General features: G+C 75.8%; 2 protein-coding genes. Both read right to left on the bottom strand.

Annotated features, from left to right (window positions below; all coding sequences use genetic code 11):
- Nucleotides 1-17: 17 nt before the first annotated feature.
- Nucleotides 18-15,878, bottom strand: a complete 15,861-nt coding sequence (locus AB0950_RS38650; protein ID WP_366780602.1) for a type I polyketide synthase — start codon at nt 15,876-15,878, stop codon at nt 18-20.
- A 63-nt stretch (nt 15,879-15,941) separates the two neighbouring features.
- Nucleotides 15,942-20,125 (bottom strand): SDR family NAD(P)-dependent oxidoreductase (locus tag AB0950_RS38645; RefSeq protein WP_366780599.1); only part of this gene is annotated, 4,184 nt, incomplete at its 5' end.

Here is a 20,125-nt window from a genome sequence, read left to right as displayed (position 1 = left end):
CCTCCTCGTGGTTGCGCTCATGAGATGCCGAGGTCGTTGTCGATGAGGGCGAAGATCTCCTCCGCGCCCGCGGAGTCGATCCGCTCCTGCATGTCGCCCGCGCCGTCCTCGGTCCGCTCGGCGGTCCCGGTGTCGCCGTCGCCGTTCCAGCGGGCGGCGAGGGCCAGCAGGCGGGAGGCGATCCGGCCGTGCTGCGCGTCGTCCTCGGCGAGCCGGCCGAGGGCGGCCTCCAGCTGGTCGAGGGCGTCCAGGACCGGCGCGCCGCTGTCCTCGGAGCCGGTCAGGGACCGCAGGTGGCGTGCGAGGACGCGCGAGGTGGGCTGGTCGAACAGGAGCGTGGCGGGCAGCTGCAGCCCGGCGGCGACGCCGAGCCGATTGCGCAGTTCGACCGCCATCAGCGAGTCGAAGCCCAGCTCGGTGAAGGCGCGGTCGGGGTCGACGGCGTCGGCCGAGCCGTGTCCGAGGACGGTGGCGACGTGTCCGCGGACCAACTGGAGCAGCAGGCGCTCCTGTTCGGCCTCGGACAGTCCGGCGAGCCGGGTGCGCAGCTGACCGCCCGTCGTGTCGTCCGCGCCGCCCGCTTGCGACGACTTGCGCAACAGCGCCTGCGCCTCGGGCAGTTCGGCGAGCAGCGGGGCGGGCCGTACGGCGGTGAAGCCGGGGACGAAGCGCTCCCAGTCGAGGTCGGCGACGGTCAGGGTGGCCTCGGCGCCGGTCACGGCCCGGTCGAGCGCGGCGAGCGCGAGGTCCGGGTCGAGCGGGACGACTCCCCCGGCGCGCAGCCGGGCCTCGGCGTCCGGGCCGCCGGCCGCCATGCCGCCGCCGGCCCACGGGCCCCAGGCGACGGAGGTGGCCGGCAGTCCCTCGGCGCGGCGCCGGGCGGCGAGCGCGTCGAGGCAGGCGTTGGCGGCGGCGTAGTTGGCCTGGCCGGCCGAGCCGACGGTGCCGGCGAACGACGAGAACAGTACGAACGCGGACAGGTCGCGGTCGCGGGTCAGCCGGTCGAGGTTGCGGGCCGCGGCGAGCTTGGGCCGCAGCACCGCCTCCAGGCGCTCGGGGGTGAGCGACTGGAGCAGCCCGTCGTCGAGGACTCCGGCGGCGTGCACCACGGCGTCGACCGGGTGCGCGGCCAGCAGGGCGGCGAGCGCTTCGGCGTCGGCGGTGTCGCAGGCGGCGAGGGTCACCTCGGCGCCGGTGGCGGCGAGTTCGTCGCGCAGCTCCCGCGCGCCCTCGGCGTCGGGTCCGCGGCGGCCGACGAGCAGCAGGTGCCGTGCGCCGCGCTCGGCGAGCCGGCGGGCGACGCGGGCGCCGAGGGCGCCGGTGCCGCCGGTGACGAGCACGCTCTGTCCGGCGCAGTCCCACGTTCCCTCGCCGGTGGCGATGGGGCGGGCGTGGACGAGGCGCCGGGCGAGGATCCCGGTGGCGCGTACGGCGACCTGGTCCTCGCCGGTGGCGCCGGACAGCACGGCGACGAGCCGTTCGGAGGTGCGGCCGTCGGGTTCGGCGGGCAGGTCGACGAGTCCGCCCCAGCTCTGCGGGGTCTCCAGGGCGGCGACCCGGCCCAGTCCCCAGGCGGCGGCCTGCGCCGGCGAGGCCGGGCGTTCGCGGTCGGTGGCGGCGACGGCGCCGGAGGTGGCGCACCACAGGGGCGCGCCGATCTCCAGGTCGCCGAGTGCCTGGGTGAGGGCGAGCAGCGCGGCGAGCCCGGCCGGGGTGGCGGTGTCCTCGTCGGTCGCCGGCTGGGTCTCGTCGAGGGCCAGCAGCGACAGCACGCCCTGGAGGGTGTCCCGTTCGGGGAGCTTGCGCAGCTGTTCGGTGAGCGCGGCGCGGTCGGTGAGGGCGCAGTCCACGACGAGCGGCACGGGGTGCGCGCCGTGCGCGGTCAGGGCCTCGGCGAGCGCGTCGGTCCAGGGGTCGCCGGCGCGGGACGCGGGCACCGCGAGCAGCCAGGTGCCGGACAGGACCGGCGGGGCGCCGTCCGGTACGGGACGCCAGGCCACCGTGTAGGTGCCGGCGTCGAGGGCGGAGCGTTCGCGGCGGCGGCGCCGCCAGGACGTGAGCGCGGGCAGCAGCTCGCCGATCGGGGTGTCGGCGCCGAGGCCGGGCCGGTCGGTGAGTTCGCCGAGGTCGCCGCGTTCGACGGCGGCCCAGAACTCCTCGTCCGCCCGGTCCGCGCCGCCGCTCGCCGGGGCGGGAGCCGGGGTGGCGGCGTCCGGCCAGAAGCGGCTGCGCTGGAAGGCGTACGTCGGCAGCTCCACCGTACGGGCCGGGCCGGTCAGGCCGGTCGGCGCGGCGGCGAGGCCGCGTACGTGCAGGGCGCCGGCGGCCAGCAGCGCGGCCACCGGTTCGGGCCGGCCGCGGCGCAGCACGGGCACGGCGAGGGCCCGGCGCTCCGGGTCGTCCTCGCCGGTGTCCTGGAGCGTGTCGAGGGTGAGCGCGGTCAGCGAGCCGTCGGGGCCGAGTTCGACGAAGGCGCCGACGCCGTCCTGCCGCAGGGTGCGCACCCCGTCGGCGAACCGCACGGTTTCCCGGACGTGCCGCACCCAGTGGTCCGGCGAGGCGAGTTCGGCCTCGCCGGCCCGTTCGCCCGTCACGTTGGAGACGATCGGGATCGCGGGCGCGGCGTAGCGCACGCCCCGCGCGACCTCCTCGAACTCCGCAAGCATCGCGTCCATATGCGCTGAGTGAAACGCATGGCTGACCCGCAAACGCCTAGTCTTTCGGCCCAGTCCGGCGAAATGACCGGCGATGTCCGACACGGCGCCCTCGTCGCCGGACACGACGACCGCGCGGGGCCCGTTGACGGCGGCGACGTCGGCGCTCTCGCCGAGCAGTTCCCGCACCTCGTCCTCGGTGGCCTCGACGGCGGCCATGGCGCCGCCCTCGGGCAGCGCGTCCATGAGCCGTCCACGGGCGGCGACGAGCGCGCAGGCGTCCGGCAGGGACAGCACACCGGAGACGTGCGCGGCGGACAGTTCGCCGATGGAGTGGCCCATCAGCGCGTCCGGGGTGACGCCCCAGGATCGGACCAGCTCGTACAGGGCGACGTGGACGGCGAACAGGGCGGGCTGCGTGTAGGCGGTGCGGTCGAGCAGCCGGGCGAGCCTGGTGCCCTCCTCGGCGAGGACCACGTCGGCCAGCGGCACCGTCAGGTGCGGTGCGAACGCCTCGCAGACGCGGTGGAAGGCGTCGGCGTACACCGGGAAGCGGTCGAGGAGTTCGCGGCCCATGCCGGGGCGCTGCGACCCCTGCCCGCTGAACAGGAACGCGGTACGGCCCGATGCCCCCGTACGGCCGCGGACGGCGCTTGCGGGGTCTTCGCCGCGGCCGACGGCGGCGAGCCCGGCCAGCAGTTCCTCCCGGTCGGCGCCGACCACGACGGCCCGGTGCTCGAACACCGCGCGGCCGGTGGCCAGCGAGTGGGCGACGTCCGCCGGGTCCAGGCCAAGGCGGGCGGCGAGGTGGGCGCGCAGCCGTTCTGCCTGACCGCGCAGGGCGGCGGGGGTGCGGCCGCTGATCGGCCAGGCGAGGACACCGGGCGTCCGGGGTGAGTCGGGCGCGTCGGTGCCTTCGGGGACGCCCTCTTCGAGGACGACGTGGGCGTTGGTGCCGCTGATGCCGAACGACGACACGGCGGCCCGGCGCGGGCGGCCGGCGCGCGGCCAGGGCTGTGCCTCGGCGAGCGGTTCGACGCGGCCGGCCGTCCAGTCGACGTGGCTGGTCGGGCGGGACAGGTGCAGGGTGCGCGGGAGCATCCCGTGCCGCATCGCCAGGACCGTCTTGATGACGCCCGCGACACCGGCGGCGGCCTGCGTGTGCCCGATGTTGGACTTCACCGAGCCCAGCCACAGCGGCCGTTCACGGTCCTGGCCGTACGTCGCGAGCAGCGCCTGCGCCTCGATGGGGTCGCCGAGCTTCGTGCCGGTGCCGTGGGCCTCCACCGCGTCCACGTCGGCCGGGGTGAGTCCGCCCGCCTCGAGCGCGGCCCGGATGACCCGCTGCTGCGACGGCCCGTTGGGGGCGGTGAGCCCGTTGGACGCGCCGTCGGAGTTGACGGCGCTGCCTCGGACCACGGCGAGCACGGGGTGCCCATTGCGGCGGGCGTCGGACAGCCGCTCCAGCAGCAGGATGCCGGCGCCCTCGCCCCAGCCGGTGCCGTCGGCGTCGTCGGAGAACGCCTTGCAGCGGTGGTCGCCTGCGAGGCCGCCCTGCCGGTCGAAGTCGGCGAACGCGCCCGGCGTCGCCATCACCGTCACACCGCCGGCCAGCGCCAGGTCGCACTCACCGGACCGCAGGGACTGCGCGGCCCAGTGCAGCGCGACCAGGGAGGACGAGCAGGCGGTGTCCACGGTCACCGCGGGCCCCTCCAGGCCGAGCACATAGGCGACCCGGCCGGAAGCCACGCTCGCGGCGTGCCCGGTGAGCAACTGGCCCTGGGCGTCCTCCGGGACGGCGTGCGCGGCCGACCCGTAGCCCTGGTAGTTGGTGCCGACGAACACACCGGTGCGCGATCCGTGCAGCGACCGCGGGTCGATCGCGGCCCGCTCCAGCGCCTCCCAGGAGATCTCCAGCAGCAGCCGCTGCTGCGGGTCCATCGCGAGGGCCTCGCGCGGGGAGATGCCGAAGAAGTCCGGGTCGAACTCGGCGGCGTCGTACAGGAATCCGCCCTCGATGCCGTCGGCCTGCCAGCCGCGGTCCGCCGGGGGCGCGCCGATCGCGTCGACCCCGTCGGCGAGGAGCTGCCAGAACTCCTCGGGGCTGCGCACCCCGCCGGGGAAACGGCAGCCGATGCCGACGACGGCGATCCGGGCGTCGTCCTCGGCCGCGGCGCGAACGGTCCGGGACACGGCGCCCTGCGCGGTCCCGGTGGCGGGCGCGGTGTCGCCGAGGAGTTCGCCGCCGATGTGGCGGGCGAGGGCCTGCGGCGACGGGTAGTCGAACACCAGGGTGGCCGGCAGGCGCAGCCCGGTCGCCGCGTTGAGCCGGTTGCGCAGTTCGACGGCGGTCAGCGAATCGATGCCGAGGCCGCGGAAGTCCCGGCCGGGCTCCACCGTGTCCGCGCTCGCGTGCCCGAGCACCAGCGCGGTCTGCGTCCGGACGAGGTCCAGCACGGCCGACGCGCGCTCCGCCTCCGCGAGCCCGGCGAGCCGCGCCCGGAAGCTCTGGGCCGCGTCGCCGTCGCCCGCGGCGGACGCCGTGCGGCGGGCCGGGGCGACGGCGAGCCCCCGCAGCATGGCGGGCAGCGCCGCGACGGCCTGCCGGTCCCGCAGCACGCGCCGGTCCAGCGCGATCGGCACCAGCGCCGCCTCGGTGCGCCGCCAGGCCGCGTCGAGGGCGCCGAGGCCCTGCTCGCTGCTGAGCGGCCGCATGCCGCCGCGGGCCATGCGGCGCAGGTCGGCCTCGGAGAGTTCGGCCGTCATGCCCGTGCCGGGCGCCCAGGGGCCCCAGGCCAGGGACGTGGCGGGCAGTCCGGCCGTGCGGCGCATACCGGCGAAGGCGTCGAGGAAGGCGTTCGCCGCCGCGTAGTTGGCCTGACCGGCACCGCCGAAGGTCCCGGAGACGGACGAGAACATCACGAACGCCGCCAGGTCCGCGTCGCGGGTCAGCTCGTGCAGGTGGGCCACGGCGTCGGCCTTCGGCCGCAGCACGTGCGCCAGCCGGTCGGGGGTGAGCGCGGAGACCACGCCGTCGTCCAGGACACCGGCGGTGTGGACGACCGCGGTCAGGGGGTGCTCGGCCGGGATCATGTCGAGGGCGGCGGACAGCTGGTCGCGGTCGGCCACGTCCACGGCGACCACCTGGACCTGAGCGCCCAACTCGCTTACTTCCGTGGCAAGTTGAGTCGCGCCGGGCGCGTCGGCGCCGCGACGGCTCGCGAGCAGCAGGTGTCGTACGCCGTGCTCGGTGACCAGGTGCCGGGCGACCAGCGCGCCCAGACCACCCGTGCCACCCGTGACGAGGACCGTGCCCTCGGGGTCGAGCGGCGCGGGAACCGTCAGGACCACCTTGCCGATGTGGCGGGCCTGGGACAGGTAGCGGAAGGCGTCCGGGGCGCGGCGTACGTCCCAGCAGGTGACGGGCAGCGGCTTCAGGGCACCGGACTCGAACAGCTCCACCAGGTCGGTCAGCATCTGCCCGATCCGGTCGGGGCCCGCGTCCCAGAGGTCGAACGCCCGGTAGGTCACGCCCGGATGGTCGTTCCCGACCGTTTCCGGGTCGCGGACGTCGGTCTTGCCCATCTCCAGGAACCGTCCGCCGCGCGGCAGCAGCCGCAGCGAGGCGTCCACGAACTCACCGGCCAGCGAGTCGAGTACGACGTCCATGCCCGCGCCGCCGGTTGCCGCGAGGAACGCCGTCTCGTACCCGGTGTCGCGGGAGGACGCGATGTGCTCGCCGTCCAAGCCGAGTTCGCGCAGGGTGTGCCACTTGCCGGTGCTCGCCGTGCCGAACACCTCCGCGCCGAAGTGCCGGGCGAGCTGGGTGGCGGCCATGCCGACACCACCGGCCGCGGCATGCACGAGCACCCGCTCGCCGGCCCGCAGCGAGCCCAGGTCGGTCAGCGCGTAGTAGGCGGTCAGGAACACGATCGGCACGGACGCCGCGTGCGCGAAGCTCCAGCCCGCCGGGATACGGGCGATGGTCCGTGCGTCCGCGACGGCGACCGGCCCGAAGGAACCGGGGAAGAGACCCATCACGCGGTCGCCGACGGCCAGCCCGGTGACGCCCGGACCGACCTCCGTCACCACACCGGCGCCTTCGAGACCGAAGTCCTTCGCGTCCCCCGGGTACATGCCGAGCGCGTTGAGGACGTCGCGGAAGTTGACGCCCGCCGCGCGCACGGCGATCCGGACCTGCCCCTCCCCCAACTCCGACTGCGCGTCGACGGGCGTGAGGGCCAGCCCCTCCAGCGTGCCCTTGTCGGCGATGTCGAGCCGCCAGGCCGACTCGCCGGCCGGCACGGGGAGTTCCTGGTTGCTGGTGGCGCGGGCGAGGCGCGGGGTGTAGGCGATTCCCGCGCGCAGGACGATCTCCGCCTCGTCCGAGGCGAGGGCTGCCGCGAGCGCGGTCCACGACTCAGGGGCGGTGTCCGCGTCGGCCAGTGCGAACCGTCCCGGGTTCTCGGCGCGGGCGGCCCGCACCAGGCCCCACACCGCGGCGAGCGCGGGGTCCGGCGCGCTGGCGTCGAGTGCGACGGCGCCCTCGGTCACGACCACCAGCCGGGCACCCTCGTAGCGCTCCTCCGCCAGCCAGGTGCGGATCAGCTCCAGGGTGGTCGCCGTGGCCGCATGGGCTGCCGACGCCGGGTCCCCTTCCGGTCGTACGACACGGACCAGGACGTCTTCACCGGCCGCGACGGTGTGCTCGGGAAGGCGGGTGGGCACGTCCGCCGGCGTCGCCGGGAAGCCGGTTTCGTCATGTGCGGCAGCCTGCTCGGCGCGCAGCGGGGTCCAGTCGACGCGGTGCAGCAGGTCCGCGTGGCCGGTGCCGGCCGGGGCGCCGGGGGCTGCCGTGAGCGGGCGCAGGGTGAGGGAGGTGACGGTGGCGACGGGTGCGCCGGTCGGGTCGGTGAGGTCGAGGGCGACCGCTCCCGAGCCGGTGCGGCGCAGCCGGGCGTGCAGGCCGGCCGCCCCGGTGGCGTGCAGGGTGACGCCCTCCCAGGAGAACGGCAGACCCGGCCCGGACGCCTCCCCCGCGCCGTCGGCGGTCGTAGGTGCGGTGCCGAGGGCGTGCAGGAGCGAGTCCAGCAGGGCGGGGTGGATGCCATAGCGGCGTGCGTCCCCGGCCGCCTCGGCGGGCAGCACCGCCTCGGCGAACAGGTCGTCGCCGTGCTGCCGTACGGCGGTGAGTCCGCGGAACAGCGGGCCGTACGCCAGCCCCATGGCGGCCAGTTGGTCGTAGAGGCCGTCGGTGGGGATGCCGATGGCGTCGGTGGGCGGGCGGGTGTCGACGGTGGGGCCCGGGTCGGCGGGCTCGGGCCGCAGGGCGCCGGTGGCGTGCTGCGTCCACGGCTCGTCGTCGGCATCGTCGGCGGGGCGTGCGTAGACGCCGATGTCGCGTCGCCCGGTGGCGTCGGGGGCGCCCACGGTGACCTGGAGCTGGGCGGCCCCCTGCTCGGGCAGCACCAGCGGGGTGTGCAGGGTGAGTTCCTCGACCGTGGCGCAGCCGACGCGGTCGGCGGCGTGGAGGGCGAGCTCCAGGAAGGCGGTGCCGGGCAGCAGGACCGACCCGGAGACCACGTGTTCGGCCAGCCACGGCTGGAGCCTGGTGGAGAGCCGCCCGGTGAGGACGGCCGTGCCGCTGTCCGCGAGGGTGACGGCGGCGCCGAGCAGCGGGTGTCCGGCGGCCGACAGGCCGGCGGAGCGCAGGTCGCCCAGGTGGGTGCCGCCCGGGCGCGGCCAGTAGCGGCTGTGCTGGAAGGCGTAGGTGGGCAGTTCGACGGTGCGTGCCGCGGGCAGCAGCGCGGCCCAGCCGACGTCGGCGCCGTGGGTGTGGAGGCTGGCGGTCGCGGTGAGCAGCGCGTGGGCCTCCGGGCGGTCGGCGCGCAGGGCGGGGACCGCCACCGGCTCACCGTCGGTGAGCGAGGCGTGGACGAGGGCGGTGAGGGTGCCGTCGGGGCCCAGTTCGAGGAACCGGGTGACGCCGTCGGCGTGCAGGGTGCGCACGGCGTCGGCGAAGCGGACCGCCTGCCGGACGTGCCGCACCCAGTGGTCCGGGGACATCAGGTCCTCGGGGTCGGCGCTCTCGCCGGTCAGCGTGGAGACGATCTCCAGCTGAGGCCGCTCGTACGACAGTTCCTGCGCGACGGCCCGGAAGTCGGCGAGCATCGGCTCCATCAGCGGCGAGTGGAACGCGTGGCTGACCCGCAGGGTGGTGACCTTGCGGTCCTGGGCCCGGAAGTGCGCGGCGATCTGCTCCACGGCCTCGGCGGCGCCCGCGACGACGACCGCGCGGGGGCCGTTCACGGCGGCGATGCCCACCCGCTCGTCCTCGCCGAGCAGCGGCAGCACCTCCTCCTCGGAGGCCTGGACGGCGAGCATCGCCCCGCCCGCCGGGAGGGCCTGCATCAGCCGGCCGCGCGCCGCCACCAGACGGCAGGCATCGGCCAGGGACCACACCCCAGCCACATGCGCGGCGGCGATCTCACCGATGGAGTGACCGGCGAGCACGTCCGGCCGTACTCCCCACGACTCCAGCAGCCGGAACAGAGCCACTTCCAGGGCGAACAGCGCGGGCTGGGCGTATTCCGTGCGGTTCAGGATCTCCTGGTCCTCACCGAACACGACCTCCCGCAGCGGACGCGGCAGTTCGGTGTCGAGGTGAGCGCATGCCGCGTCGAAGGCGTCCGCGAAGACCGGGTACGCCTCGTACAACTCCCGGCCCATGCCCAGGCGTTGCGAGCCCTGGCCCGCGAAGAGGAAGGCGGTGCGGCCCTCGGGGTGCACGCGGCCGGTGACGGCGTCCGTGGTGGGCTCGCCGGCGATCAGGGAGGCGAGGGCCGCCCGGAGCGTGTCGCGGTCGGTGCCGAGGACGACGGCGCGGTGTTCGTGCGCGGTGCGGGTGGTGGCGAGGGACAGGGCGAGGTCGGCGGCGGCGAGGTCGGGGCGTGCCTCGGTGTGCGCGAGCAGGCGTACGGCCTGGTCACGCAGGGCGTCGGCGGAGGCGCCGGAGATCACCCAGGGCAGTGGGCCGGTACCGGCAGCGGCGGACTCGGTGCCCTCTGGCTGTACGGACTGCTGCGGCTGTTCGGCCGTGGGCGGCTCCTCCACGATGACGTGGGCGTTGGTGCCGGAGACGCCGAAGGCGGAGATGCCGGCGCGGCGCGGCCGGTCGCCGGCGGTCCACGGGCGGCTCTCGGTGAGCAGTTCCACGGCGCCGGCGGACCAGTCGACGTGGGAGGACGGCTGCTCGGCGTGCAGGGTGGGCGGCAGGACGCCGTGGCGCATCGCCTGGACCGTCTTGATGATGCCGGCGACACCTGCGGCGGCCTGGGTGTGCCCGATGTTCGACTTCAACGAGCCTAGATAGAGCGGCTGTTCGCGGTCCTGGCCGTACGTCGCGAGGAGTGCCTGAGCCTCGATCGGGTCGCCGAGGGTGGTGCCGGTGCCGTGGGCCTCGACGGCGTCCACGTCGGCCGGGGTGAGTCCGGCGTCCGCCAGCGCGGCGCGGATGACGCGCTGCTGGGCGGGTCCGTTGGGCGCGGTGAGGCCGTTGGAGGCGCCGTCCTGGTTGACGGCGGAGCCGGCGACGACGGCGAGCACCGGGTGTCCGTTGCGGCGGGCGTCGGAGAGGCGCTCGACGACGAGGACGCCGGCGCCCTCGGCCCAGCCGGTGCCGTCGGCGTCGTCGGAGAACGCCTTGCAGCGGCCGTCGGCGGCGAGGCCGCGCTGGCGGCTGAACTCGATGAAGGCGCCCGGGGTGGACATCACGGTGACGCCGCCCGCGAGGGCCAGGTCGCACTCGCCGGCGCGCAGGGACCGCACGGCGAGGTGGAGCGCGACGAGGGAGGACGAGCAGGCGGTGTCGACGGTGAGGGTGGGCCCTTCGAGGCCGAGGACGTAGGCGATGCGGCCGGAGACCACGGCGGCGGCGTTGCCGGTGCCGAGGAAGCCGTCGCCGGCGTCGGGGGTGCTCAGCAGCAGCGCGGGATAGTCCTGGCCGTTGGAGCCCATGAACACGCCGGTGCGGGAGCCGCGCAGGGCGCCGGGGGCGATGGCCGCGCGCTCCAGCGCCTCCCAGGAGATCTCCAGCAGCAGCCGCTGCTGCGGGTCCATCGCCAGGGCCTCGCGCGGGGAGATGCCGAAGAAGGCGGGGTCGAAGTCGCCGACGCCGGTGAGGAATCCGCCGTGCCGGCAGTAGCTGGTGCCGGGGTGTCCGGGTTCAGGGTGGTAGAGGGCGTCGAGGTCCCAGCCGCGGTCGGTGGGGAACTCGGTGATGGCGTCCCCGGCGCCGGCCACCAGGTCCCACAGCTCGGCGGGGCCGCTGATGCCGCCGGGGAGGCGGCAGCCCATGCCGACGATGACGATCGGGTCGTCGTCGGTGCGGTCCGATGCGGCGGCGGGCAGGCGGTCGCGCGCGGGGTCGGCGCCGTCGCCGAACAGTTCGCCGTGCAGGAATGCGGCGAGGTCGACGGGCGTGGGGTGGTCGAAGACGAGCGTGGCGGGCAGCGCGAGGCCCGTCTCGGTGGTGAGGCGGTTGCGCAGTTCGACGGCGGTCAACGAGTCGAAGCCCGCGTCGCGGAAGGCGCGCCGGGTCTCCAGCAGTGCGGCGTCGGCGTGGCCGAGGACGGCGGCGGCGTGGGTGCGGACCAACTCCAGGAGGGCGCGGGTGCGTTCGGCGGGCGTGCGGCCCGCCAGGCGTTCGCGCAGGGCGCTGCCCGCCTCGCCGTGGCCGACGGCGGCCGGTGCGGCGCGCACGGCGTCGACAGCCTCGGGGACGCCGGTGAGCAGGGGGCTGGGGCGGGTGCTGGTGAAGCCGGGGGCGAACCGGGCCCAGTCGACGTCGGCGACGACCTGCCCGGTGGCGTCCTGTTCCAGGACGCGGCGCAGCGCGGCCAGCGCGGTGTCGGGGTCGAGGACGGTGAGGCCGCGCCGGCGCAGGTACTCCTCGGCGCCGTCCTCGGCGGCCATGCCGCCTCCGCCCCAGGGTCCCCAGGCCACGGAGAGCGCGGTGGCGCCGCGGGCGCGCCGCTGCTCGGCGAGCGCGTCGAGGAAGGCGTTGGCGGCGGCGTAGGCGCTCTGTCCGCCGCTGCCCCACACCCCGGCGATGGAGGAGAACAGCACGAACGCGTCGAGCGGCCGGTCGCCCTGCTCGCGCAGCACGGCGTCGAGGTGGGCGGCGCCGTGGGCCTTGGCGGCGAGCACGCCGCGGAAGCGGTCGTCGTCGACGTCGGTGAGCGGCACGCTGTCGGTGACGCCGGCGGCGTGGACGACGGCGTCGACGGTGTGGCGGTCCAGCAGCTGTTCGACGGCGGCGCGGTCGGAGACGTCGCACGCCTCGACGGTGACGCGGGCGCCGAGCGCGGTGAGCCGGGCGGTCAGGTCGGCGGCGCCGGGCGCGTCGGGGCCCCGGCGTCCGGTCAGGACGAGGTGGTCGGCGCCCTGTTCGGCGGCCCACTGGGCGATCCGGGCGCCGAGCGCTCCGGTGCCGCCGGTGATCAGAACGGTGCCGCGCGGCTGCCAGCCGGCGCCGGTGCGGGGCGGGCTCGCGTCGGTGCCGGGCGTGCTGGCGCCGGTGCCGGACATACCAGCGCCGGTTCCGGACGTACCAGCGTCGGTGCCGGGCGTACCGGCGTCGGTTCCGGGCGTACCGGCGTCGGTGCGGGCCGTGCCGCTGCCGGGCTTGCCAGTGCCGGGTTTGCCGGTGCCGGGCGTGCCGGCGTCGTCGGCGTGGCGCAGGCGGCGGGCGAGGACTCCGGAGGCGCGCACGGCGACCTGGTCCTCGTCCGTGCCGGCCAGGACGGACACGAGCCGTGCGGCGGCGCGCCGGTCGGCGCTCGGCGGCAGGTCGACGAGGCCGCCGAAGCGGTCGCCGAGTTCCAGCGCGGCGACCCGGCCCAGGCCCCACAGCGCGGCCTGCGCCGGGTCGGGCGCGGCGTCGGAGCGGGCGGTGGCGACGGCGCCGCGGGTGGCCAGCCACAGGGGAGCGCCCACCCGGGCATCGCCCAGCGCCTGCACGAGCCGTACGGCGCGCAGGGCCAGGGCGGCCGGATCGTCACCGCCGGCGGGCAGGGCGAGGACTCCCTCCAGAGTGCCGGTGTCCGCGAGGCGGGTGGCGAGCGCCGCGCGCTCCTCCCCCGCCGCGACGGTGAAGGGCACCGGTTCGGCGCCGCGGGCGGTGAGGGCGTCGCGGACGGTGCGGGTCAGGTCGTCGTCGGCCGCGTCGTCGGGCACGACGAGCAGCCAGCGGCCGGTGAGCGGGGTGCCGGGGGCGGGGTCGAGGGGCTGCCAGGCGATCCGGTAGCGGAGCCGGTCGACGCGTCCGCGTTCGCGGCGTCCGCGCCACCACGTCGACAGGGCGGGCAGGAGCGGGCGCAGGAGCCCCTCGTCGACCTCCAGGGTGTCGGCGAGGGAGGTGATGTCCTCCTGTTCGACGGCCGACCAGAAGCCGGTGTCCTGGCCGGAGGCATCCTCCTGGGAGGTGGTGTGCGCGGTGGGTTCCAGCCAGTAGCGGGCGCGGCGGAACGCGTACGTCGGCAGGTCCACGGCCCGCGCGCCGGTGTCCGCGAAGACGGCCTGCCAGTCGACCGGCGCGCCGTGCGCGAAGGCGTCGGCGACGGCGGCCATGAGCGCGACCGGCTCGGGCCGTTCCTTGCGCAGGACGGGTACGGCCGTCAGGTCCTCGCCGTCCAGGCAGGCGCGGGTCAGCGCGGTGAGCGTGCCGTCGGGGCCCAGCTCGACGAACCGGGTGACGCGGCGCTTCTCCAGCAGCCGTACGCCGTCGGCGAACCGGACCGCCTCGCGGACGTGGCGCACCCAGTACTCGGGGGTGCACAGGTCGGCCGGGCGAGCGGTCTCGCCGGTCGTGTCGGAGACGATCGTCAGCCGCGGCGGGTGGTAGGTGACGCTCTCGGCGACCTCGCGGAACGCGGCGAGCATCGGCTCCGTGAGCGGCGAGTGGAAGGCGTGGCTGACCCGCAGCGGGGTGACCTTGCGGTGCTGGGCGCGGAAGTGCGCGGCGATCTCCTCGACGGCGTCGGCGGCGCCGGAGACCACCACGGCGCGCGGGCCGTTGACGGCGGCGATGCCCACCCGCTCGGCGTCGAGGAGCGGCAGCACCTCCTCCTCGGTGGCCTGCAGCGCGGCCATCGCGCCGCCCTCGGGGAGGGCCTGCATGAGCCGGCCGCGGGCGGCGACCAGCCGGCAGGCGTCGGCGAGGGACCACACGCCCGCGACATGGGCGGCGGCCAGCTCGCCTACGGAGTGGCCGAGCAGGAACTTCGGGGTGAGGCCCCACGCCTCCAGTTGGCGGAACAGGGCGACTTCGAGGGCGAACAGGGCCGGCTGGGCGTACTCGGTGCGGTTCAGCAGCTCCGCGTCGCCGAAGACGATCGCCTTGAGGTCGAAGGGGAGTTCGGCGTCGACCGCGTCGAACGCGGCGGCGAACGCGGGGTGCGTGTCGTACAGTTCGCGGCCCATGCCCGGACGCTGCGAGCCCTGCCCGGCGAAGAGGAACGCGGTGGCGCCGCGCGCGGTCCGGCCGTGGACGGTCGTGGTGCCGGGCTCCCCCGCGGCGAGCGCGGTCAGTTCCCGTACGGCGTCGTCGTGGCCGGTGGCGAGGACGACCGCCCGGTGTTCCAGGGCGGCGCGGGTGGTGGCGAGGGCGTGGCCGACGTCCAGCGGGCGCGGCGGTTCGGGGTCCTGGCGCAGCCGTTCGAGGAGCCGGGCGGCCTGGGCGCGCAGGGCGTCCTCGCTGCGCGCGGACACCGGCCAGGGCACGACGGGCAGCTCGCGCGGCGCCTGTTCCGGTCCGGCGCCGTCGGCGGCCGGGGTGGTGTCGTCGGCGGGGGCCGGGGCCTCCTCGATGACGGCGTGGGCGTTGGTGCCGCTGATGCCGAACGAGGACACACCGGCGCGGCGCGGCCGGTCCGAGCGCGGCCAGCCGACCGGTTCGGTGAGCAGGCGCACCGCTCCCGCCGACCAGTCGACGTGCCGGGACGGCTCGGAGACGTGCAGGGTGCGCGGCAGCATGCCGTGCCGCATCGCCTGGACCATCTTGATGATGCTGCCGACGCCGGCCGCGGACTGGGTGTGCCCGATGTTCGACTTCAACGAGCCCAGCCACAGCGGCTGTTCACGGTCCTGGCCGTAGGTGGCGAGCAGGGCCTGCGCCTCGATGGGGTCGCCGAGGGAGGTGCCGGTGCCGTGCGCGTCGACGGCGTCGACGTCGGCGGGGGCGAGGCCGGCGGCGGACAGCGCGGCTCGGATCACCCGCTGCTGGGCGGGGCCGTTGGGCGCGGTGAGGCCGTTGGAGGCGCCGTCGGAGTTGATGGCGGTGCCGCGCACGACGGCCAGCACGGGGTGGCCCAGCCGGCGGGCGTCGGACAGCCGCTCCACCAGGAGCATGCCGGCGCCCTCGGCCCAGCCGGTGCCGTCGGCGTCGTCGGAGAACGCCTTGCAGCGGCCGTCGGGGGCGAGGCCGCGCTGCCGGCTGAACTCGTAGAACATCGCGGGGGTCGCCATCACCGCGACACCGCCCGCGAGGGCCATGTCGCACTCGCCGCGGCGCAGCGCCTGGCACGCCCAGTGCAGTGCGACCAGCGAGGACGAGCACGCGGTGTCGACGGTGACGGTGGGGCCCTCAAGGCCGAGGGTGTAGGCGATGCGGCCGGAAGCGACCGAGGTGGCGTTGCCGGCCAGCAGCAGGCCCTGCACTCCGTCGGGGAACTCGCTGACCCCGGCGCCGTACCCGGAGGTCGCGGCGCCGACGAAGACGCCGGTGCTGCTGCCGCGCACCGAGCCGGGGTCGATCCCGGCCCGTTCGAACGCCTCCCAGGAGATCTCCAGCAGCAGCCGCTGCTGCGGGTCCATCGCGAGGGCCTCGCGGGGGGAGATCCCGAAGAAGCCGGCGTCGAACTGCGGTGCCTCGTGCAGGAAGCCGCCGCCGAGCGCGTAGAAGGTGCCCGGGTTGTCGGGGTCGGGGTCGTAGCCCGTCTCCACGTCCCAGCCGCGGTCGGCGGGGAAGCCGGAGATGGCGTCCCCGCCCTCCGCGACGAGCCGCCACAGCTCTTCCGGGCTGTCCACGCCGCCGGGGTAGCGGCAGCTCATCGCGACGATCGCGATCGGTTCCCGGTCCCGTGTCTCCGCCTCGCGCAGTTGCCGGCGGGTCTGCCGCAGCTCCGCGGTCAGCCGCTTGAGGTATTCGACGTACTTTTCGTCCATCTTGTCGTCTTCAGCCACCAACGCCACATCCCTGAGCCGATGCCAACGGTTTCCCGCGGCTGATCACGACATCCCGAGTTCTTTGTCGATGAGGTCGAACAGCTCGTCCGCCGTCTCCACGGAGTCGAGTTCTCCGTCGTCGACGTCGGCGAGTGCCGCTCCGGACCGCCCGGAGCCGGTGCCGTTGTCGTGTCCGGCACCGCTGCCCTTCGTTGCCAGTTCCTGCCACTTCGCCGTCAGCCGCTGCAGCCGGGAAGTGATCGTCGCGTGGTCGTCGCCGCCGATCGTGGCGGCGGCGAACGCCGCCTCCAGCCGGTCGAGTTCGGCCAGCAGCGGCGCCGCGGTGGTCGCGGCGGCGGCCGGGCCGTCGGCCTGCTGCGTGCCGGACGTCTGCTCCGGCAGGGTGATCCGCTCCAGCAGATGTCCGGCCAGCACCGTCGGTGTCGGGTGGTCGAACACCAGCGTGGCCGGGAGCCGCAGCCGGGTGGCCGCGCCCAGCCGGTTGCGCAGTTCCACCGCGGTGAGCGAGTCGAAGCCGAGTTCCTTGAAGGCCTGGTCCGGTTCGATCTCGTCGGCCGAGCCGTGGCCGAGCGTGGCCGCCGCCTGCGCGCACACCAGGTCGACCAGGTACTGCTCCCGGTCGGCCGGGGCGAGCGCGGCCAGCCGGGCGCCGAGGTCCTGCTGCTCGGTGTGCGCGCCGGCCGCCGTGTCGGCCGCCTTCCGGGCGGGCGCGCGCACCAGGCCGCGCAGCAGTGGCGGTACGGCGTCGGCGTGGGCGCGCAGCGCCGTCAGGTCGAGGTCGACCGGCAGCAGCAGCGCCCGGTGTGCGGGGGCCGTCATGGTCATCAGGCCCGCCTCGTCCAGCAGCCGCAGGCCCTGTTCGGCGCTGAGCGGCCGCATGCCGCCGCGGGCCATGCGCCGCAGGTCGGCCTCGGACAGCTCGGCCGTCATGCCGGTGCCGGGCGCCCAGGCGCCCCACGCGAGGGAGGCGGCGGGCAGTCCGGCGGCGCGGCGGCCGGCGGCGAAGGCGTCGAGGAAGGCGTTCGCCGCCGCGTAGTTGGCCTGACCGGCGCTGCCGAAGGTGCCGGCGACGGAGGAGAAGACGACGAACGCGGCCAGGTCCGCGTCGCGGGTCAGTTCGTGGAGGTGGGCCATCGCGTCGGCCTTCGGCCGCAGGACGCGGGCCAGCCGGTCGGGGGTGAGCGCGGAGACCACGCCGTCGTCGACGACGCCCGCCGTGTGGACGACCGCCGTCAGCGGGTGCTCGACGGGGACCGTCCGCAGCACGGCGGCCAGCTGGTCGCGGTCGGCTACGTCTACGGCGGCCACCTGGACCTCGGCACCCAACTCCCTCAGTTCCGTGAGGAGTTCGGTGGCGCCGGGAGCGTCGGCGCCACGGCGGCTGGCCAGCAGCAGGTGCCGTACGCCGTGCTCGGTGACCAGGTGCCGGGCCACCAGGGCGCCCAGACCACCGGTGCCGCCGGTGACCAGGACGGTGCCCTGCGGGTCGAGCGGGGCGGGCACGGTGAGCACGACCTTGCCGACATGGCGGGCCTGGGAGAGGTGACGGAAGGCGTCCGGGGCCTGGCGCACGTCCCAGCAGGTGACCGGGAGCGGCTTCAGCGCACCCGCCTCGAACAGCTCCACCAGGTCGGCGAGCATCTGCCCGATCCGCTCCGGGCCCGCCTCCCACAGGTCGAACGCCCGGTACATCACGCCCGGATGCTCCGCTGCCACCGCCTGGGGGTCGCGGACGTCGGTCTTGCCCATCTCCAGGAAACGTCCGCCACGCGGCAGCAGCCGCAGCGAGGCGTCCACGAACTCACCGGCCAGCGAGTCCAGTACGACGTCCACGCCGTCACCCCCGGTCGCCGCGAGGAACGCCGCCTCGAACCCGGTGTCACGGGAGGACGCGATGTGCCGGTCGTCCAGGCCCAGTTCGCGCAGCGTGCCCCACTTGCCGGCACTGGCCGTGCCGAACACCTCGGCCCCGAAGTGCCGGGCCAGCTGCGTCGCCGCCATGCCGACACCACCGGCCGCCGCGTGCACGAGCACCCGCTCGCCGGGCCGGACGGCTGCGAGGTCGGTCAGCGCGTAGTACGCGGTCAGGAACACGATCGGCACGGACGCCGCCTGCGCGAAGGACCAGCGCGCCGGAATCCGGATCACGGTCCGGGCGTCCGCGACGGCGACCGGGCCGAAGGAGCCGGGGAACATGCCCATCACGCGGTCGCCGACGGCCAGCCCGGTGACGCCCGGACCTACCTCGGTCACCACACCGGCGCCCTCACCGCCGAGCAGTCCCGCCTCTCCGGGGTACATGCCGAGGGCGTTGAGTACGTCGCGGAAGTTGACGCCCGCCGCCCGCACCGCGATCCGCACCTGGCCCTCCACCAGCTCGGCGGACGCCTCGGGGAAGGGGGTCAGGGCGAGGTTGTCCAGGGTGCCCTTCTCGACGCTGTCCAGGTGCCAGGCCGGCTCCCCCTCCGGGAGCGGAAGGCCGCCGCCCGCCGGGACCCGGCCCAGACGCGGGGCGTACAGGTCGCCGTCGCGCAGGGCGACTTCCGGCTCCCCGCAGGCGAGCGCCGCTTCCAGGGCGCTGCGGGAGGCGTCGGTGCCGTCGGTGTCGACCAGTGCGAACCGGTCCGGCGCCTCGGCGCGGGCGGCACGGACCAGACCCCACACCGCGGCGAGCGCGGGGTCGGGCGCGCCGGCGTCGAGCGCGACGGCGCCTTCGGTGACCACGACCAGGCGGGAGCCCTCGAAGCGGTCGTCGTCGAGCCATGCGCGTACGGCGTCCAGGACCTGACCGGTGGCGGCCCGGGCCGCTTCCGGCGCATCGGCTGTTGCGGCTCGCGTGGCCGTGACGGGGAACAGCACCGTCGCCGGAACCGGCTCAGGCAGCTCGTCCAGGCTCGGGTGGACGGACGTGCCGGGCAGCAGGCCCGCCTCGCCGACCACCAACACCGGCGTGACGGCCGCGGCACCGTCGCGCTCGGGCGCGGTGGCCTTGGTCCAGTCGACCTGGAACAGGCTCTCGCGGTGACCGTCGGACCCGGCGCGGGTGGCGAGGTCGCCGGAGACCTGGCGCAACAGCAGCGACTCGACGGAGGCGACGGTGCCGCCCGCCGGGTCGGCCAGCTCCAGGGCGACGGCCTCCGGTCCGGCCTGCACCATGCGGACGCGCAGGGCCCGGGCGCCGGACGCCCGCAGCGACACGCCGCTCCAGGAGAACGGCAGCCGTCCCTGTCCGGCCTCCGCCAGCGACACGAACATCATCGCGTGCAGGGCGGAGTCCAGCAGCGCCGGGTGGATGCCGAAGTCACCGGCGAGCCGCTCGTGGTCGTCGGGCAGGCCGACCTCGGCGAAGACCTCCTCGCCGCGCCGCCAGACGGCGCGCAGGCCGCGGAAGACCGGCCCGTAGGCGAATCCGGCCTCGGCGAAGCGGTCGTAGAAGTCGTCCACGGAGACGGGTTCGGCGTTCGGCGGCGGCCAGGCGGTGAGGTCGGCCGCCCCGGGGGCCGCGGGCGCCGGGCCGGCGACGAGGGAACCACTGGCGTTCAGCGTCCACGGGTCGGTGTCCAGGGCGTCCTCGGCCCGCGAGTAGACCTCCAGGGTGCGCGTGTCGGCGTCGTCCGGTGCGCCGACCCGGACCTGCACCAGCCGTCCGGTGCGCTCGGGCACGACCAGCGGGGCGGCGATCGTCAGCTCCTCCACCCGGTCGTAACCGAGCTGTCCGGCGGCGCACAGGGCGAGTTCGAGGAATCCAGTGCCCGGGAACAGGACGGTGCCGGTGACGGCGTGGTCGCGCAGCCAGGGGTGCGTACGCAGCGACAGCCGCCCGGTGAACAGCGCCTCCTCGCTGCCGGCCACCCGTACGGCGGCCCCCAGCAGCGGGTGTTCGGCCGAGCCGAGACCCGCCGAACCGAGGTCGCCGAGGGTGACGCCGGTGAGGTTCGGCCAGTAGCGGCGGCGCTGGAAGGCGTACGTCGGCAGCGGCACCGGCGCGGTGACGGGAAGCCGCGCCGCCCAGTCCACACCGGCCCCGTCGACATGCAGCCGCGCCAACGCCCCAAGCAGGGACTCGGCTTCGGGCCGGTCCTTGCGTAGCACCGGTACGAGGACCGACGCCTCGGTGTCGTCCAAGCAGGTCTGCGCGAGAGCCGTGAGGGTGCCGTCCGGGCCCAGCTCCAGGTACCGGCCGACTCCCTGCCCGGCAAGGGCCCGCACCGCGTCGGCGTAGCGCA

This window comes from Streptomyces sp. NPDC007189 (assembly GCF_040703635.1).
Lineage (GTDB): Bacteria > Actinomycetota > Actinomycetes > Streptomycetales > Streptomycetaceae > Streptomyces.
Note: the sequence above shows the minus strand (reverse complement) of the source record. Positions and strands in the feature narration are given on the sequence as shown.

Bases quoted from the DNA above. Each gene is read 5' to 3' on its own strand.
- AB0950_RS38650 (WP_366780602.1), bottom strand. From the start codon at position 15,878: ATGGACGAAAAGTACGTCGAATACCTCAAGCGGCTGACCGCGGAGCTG.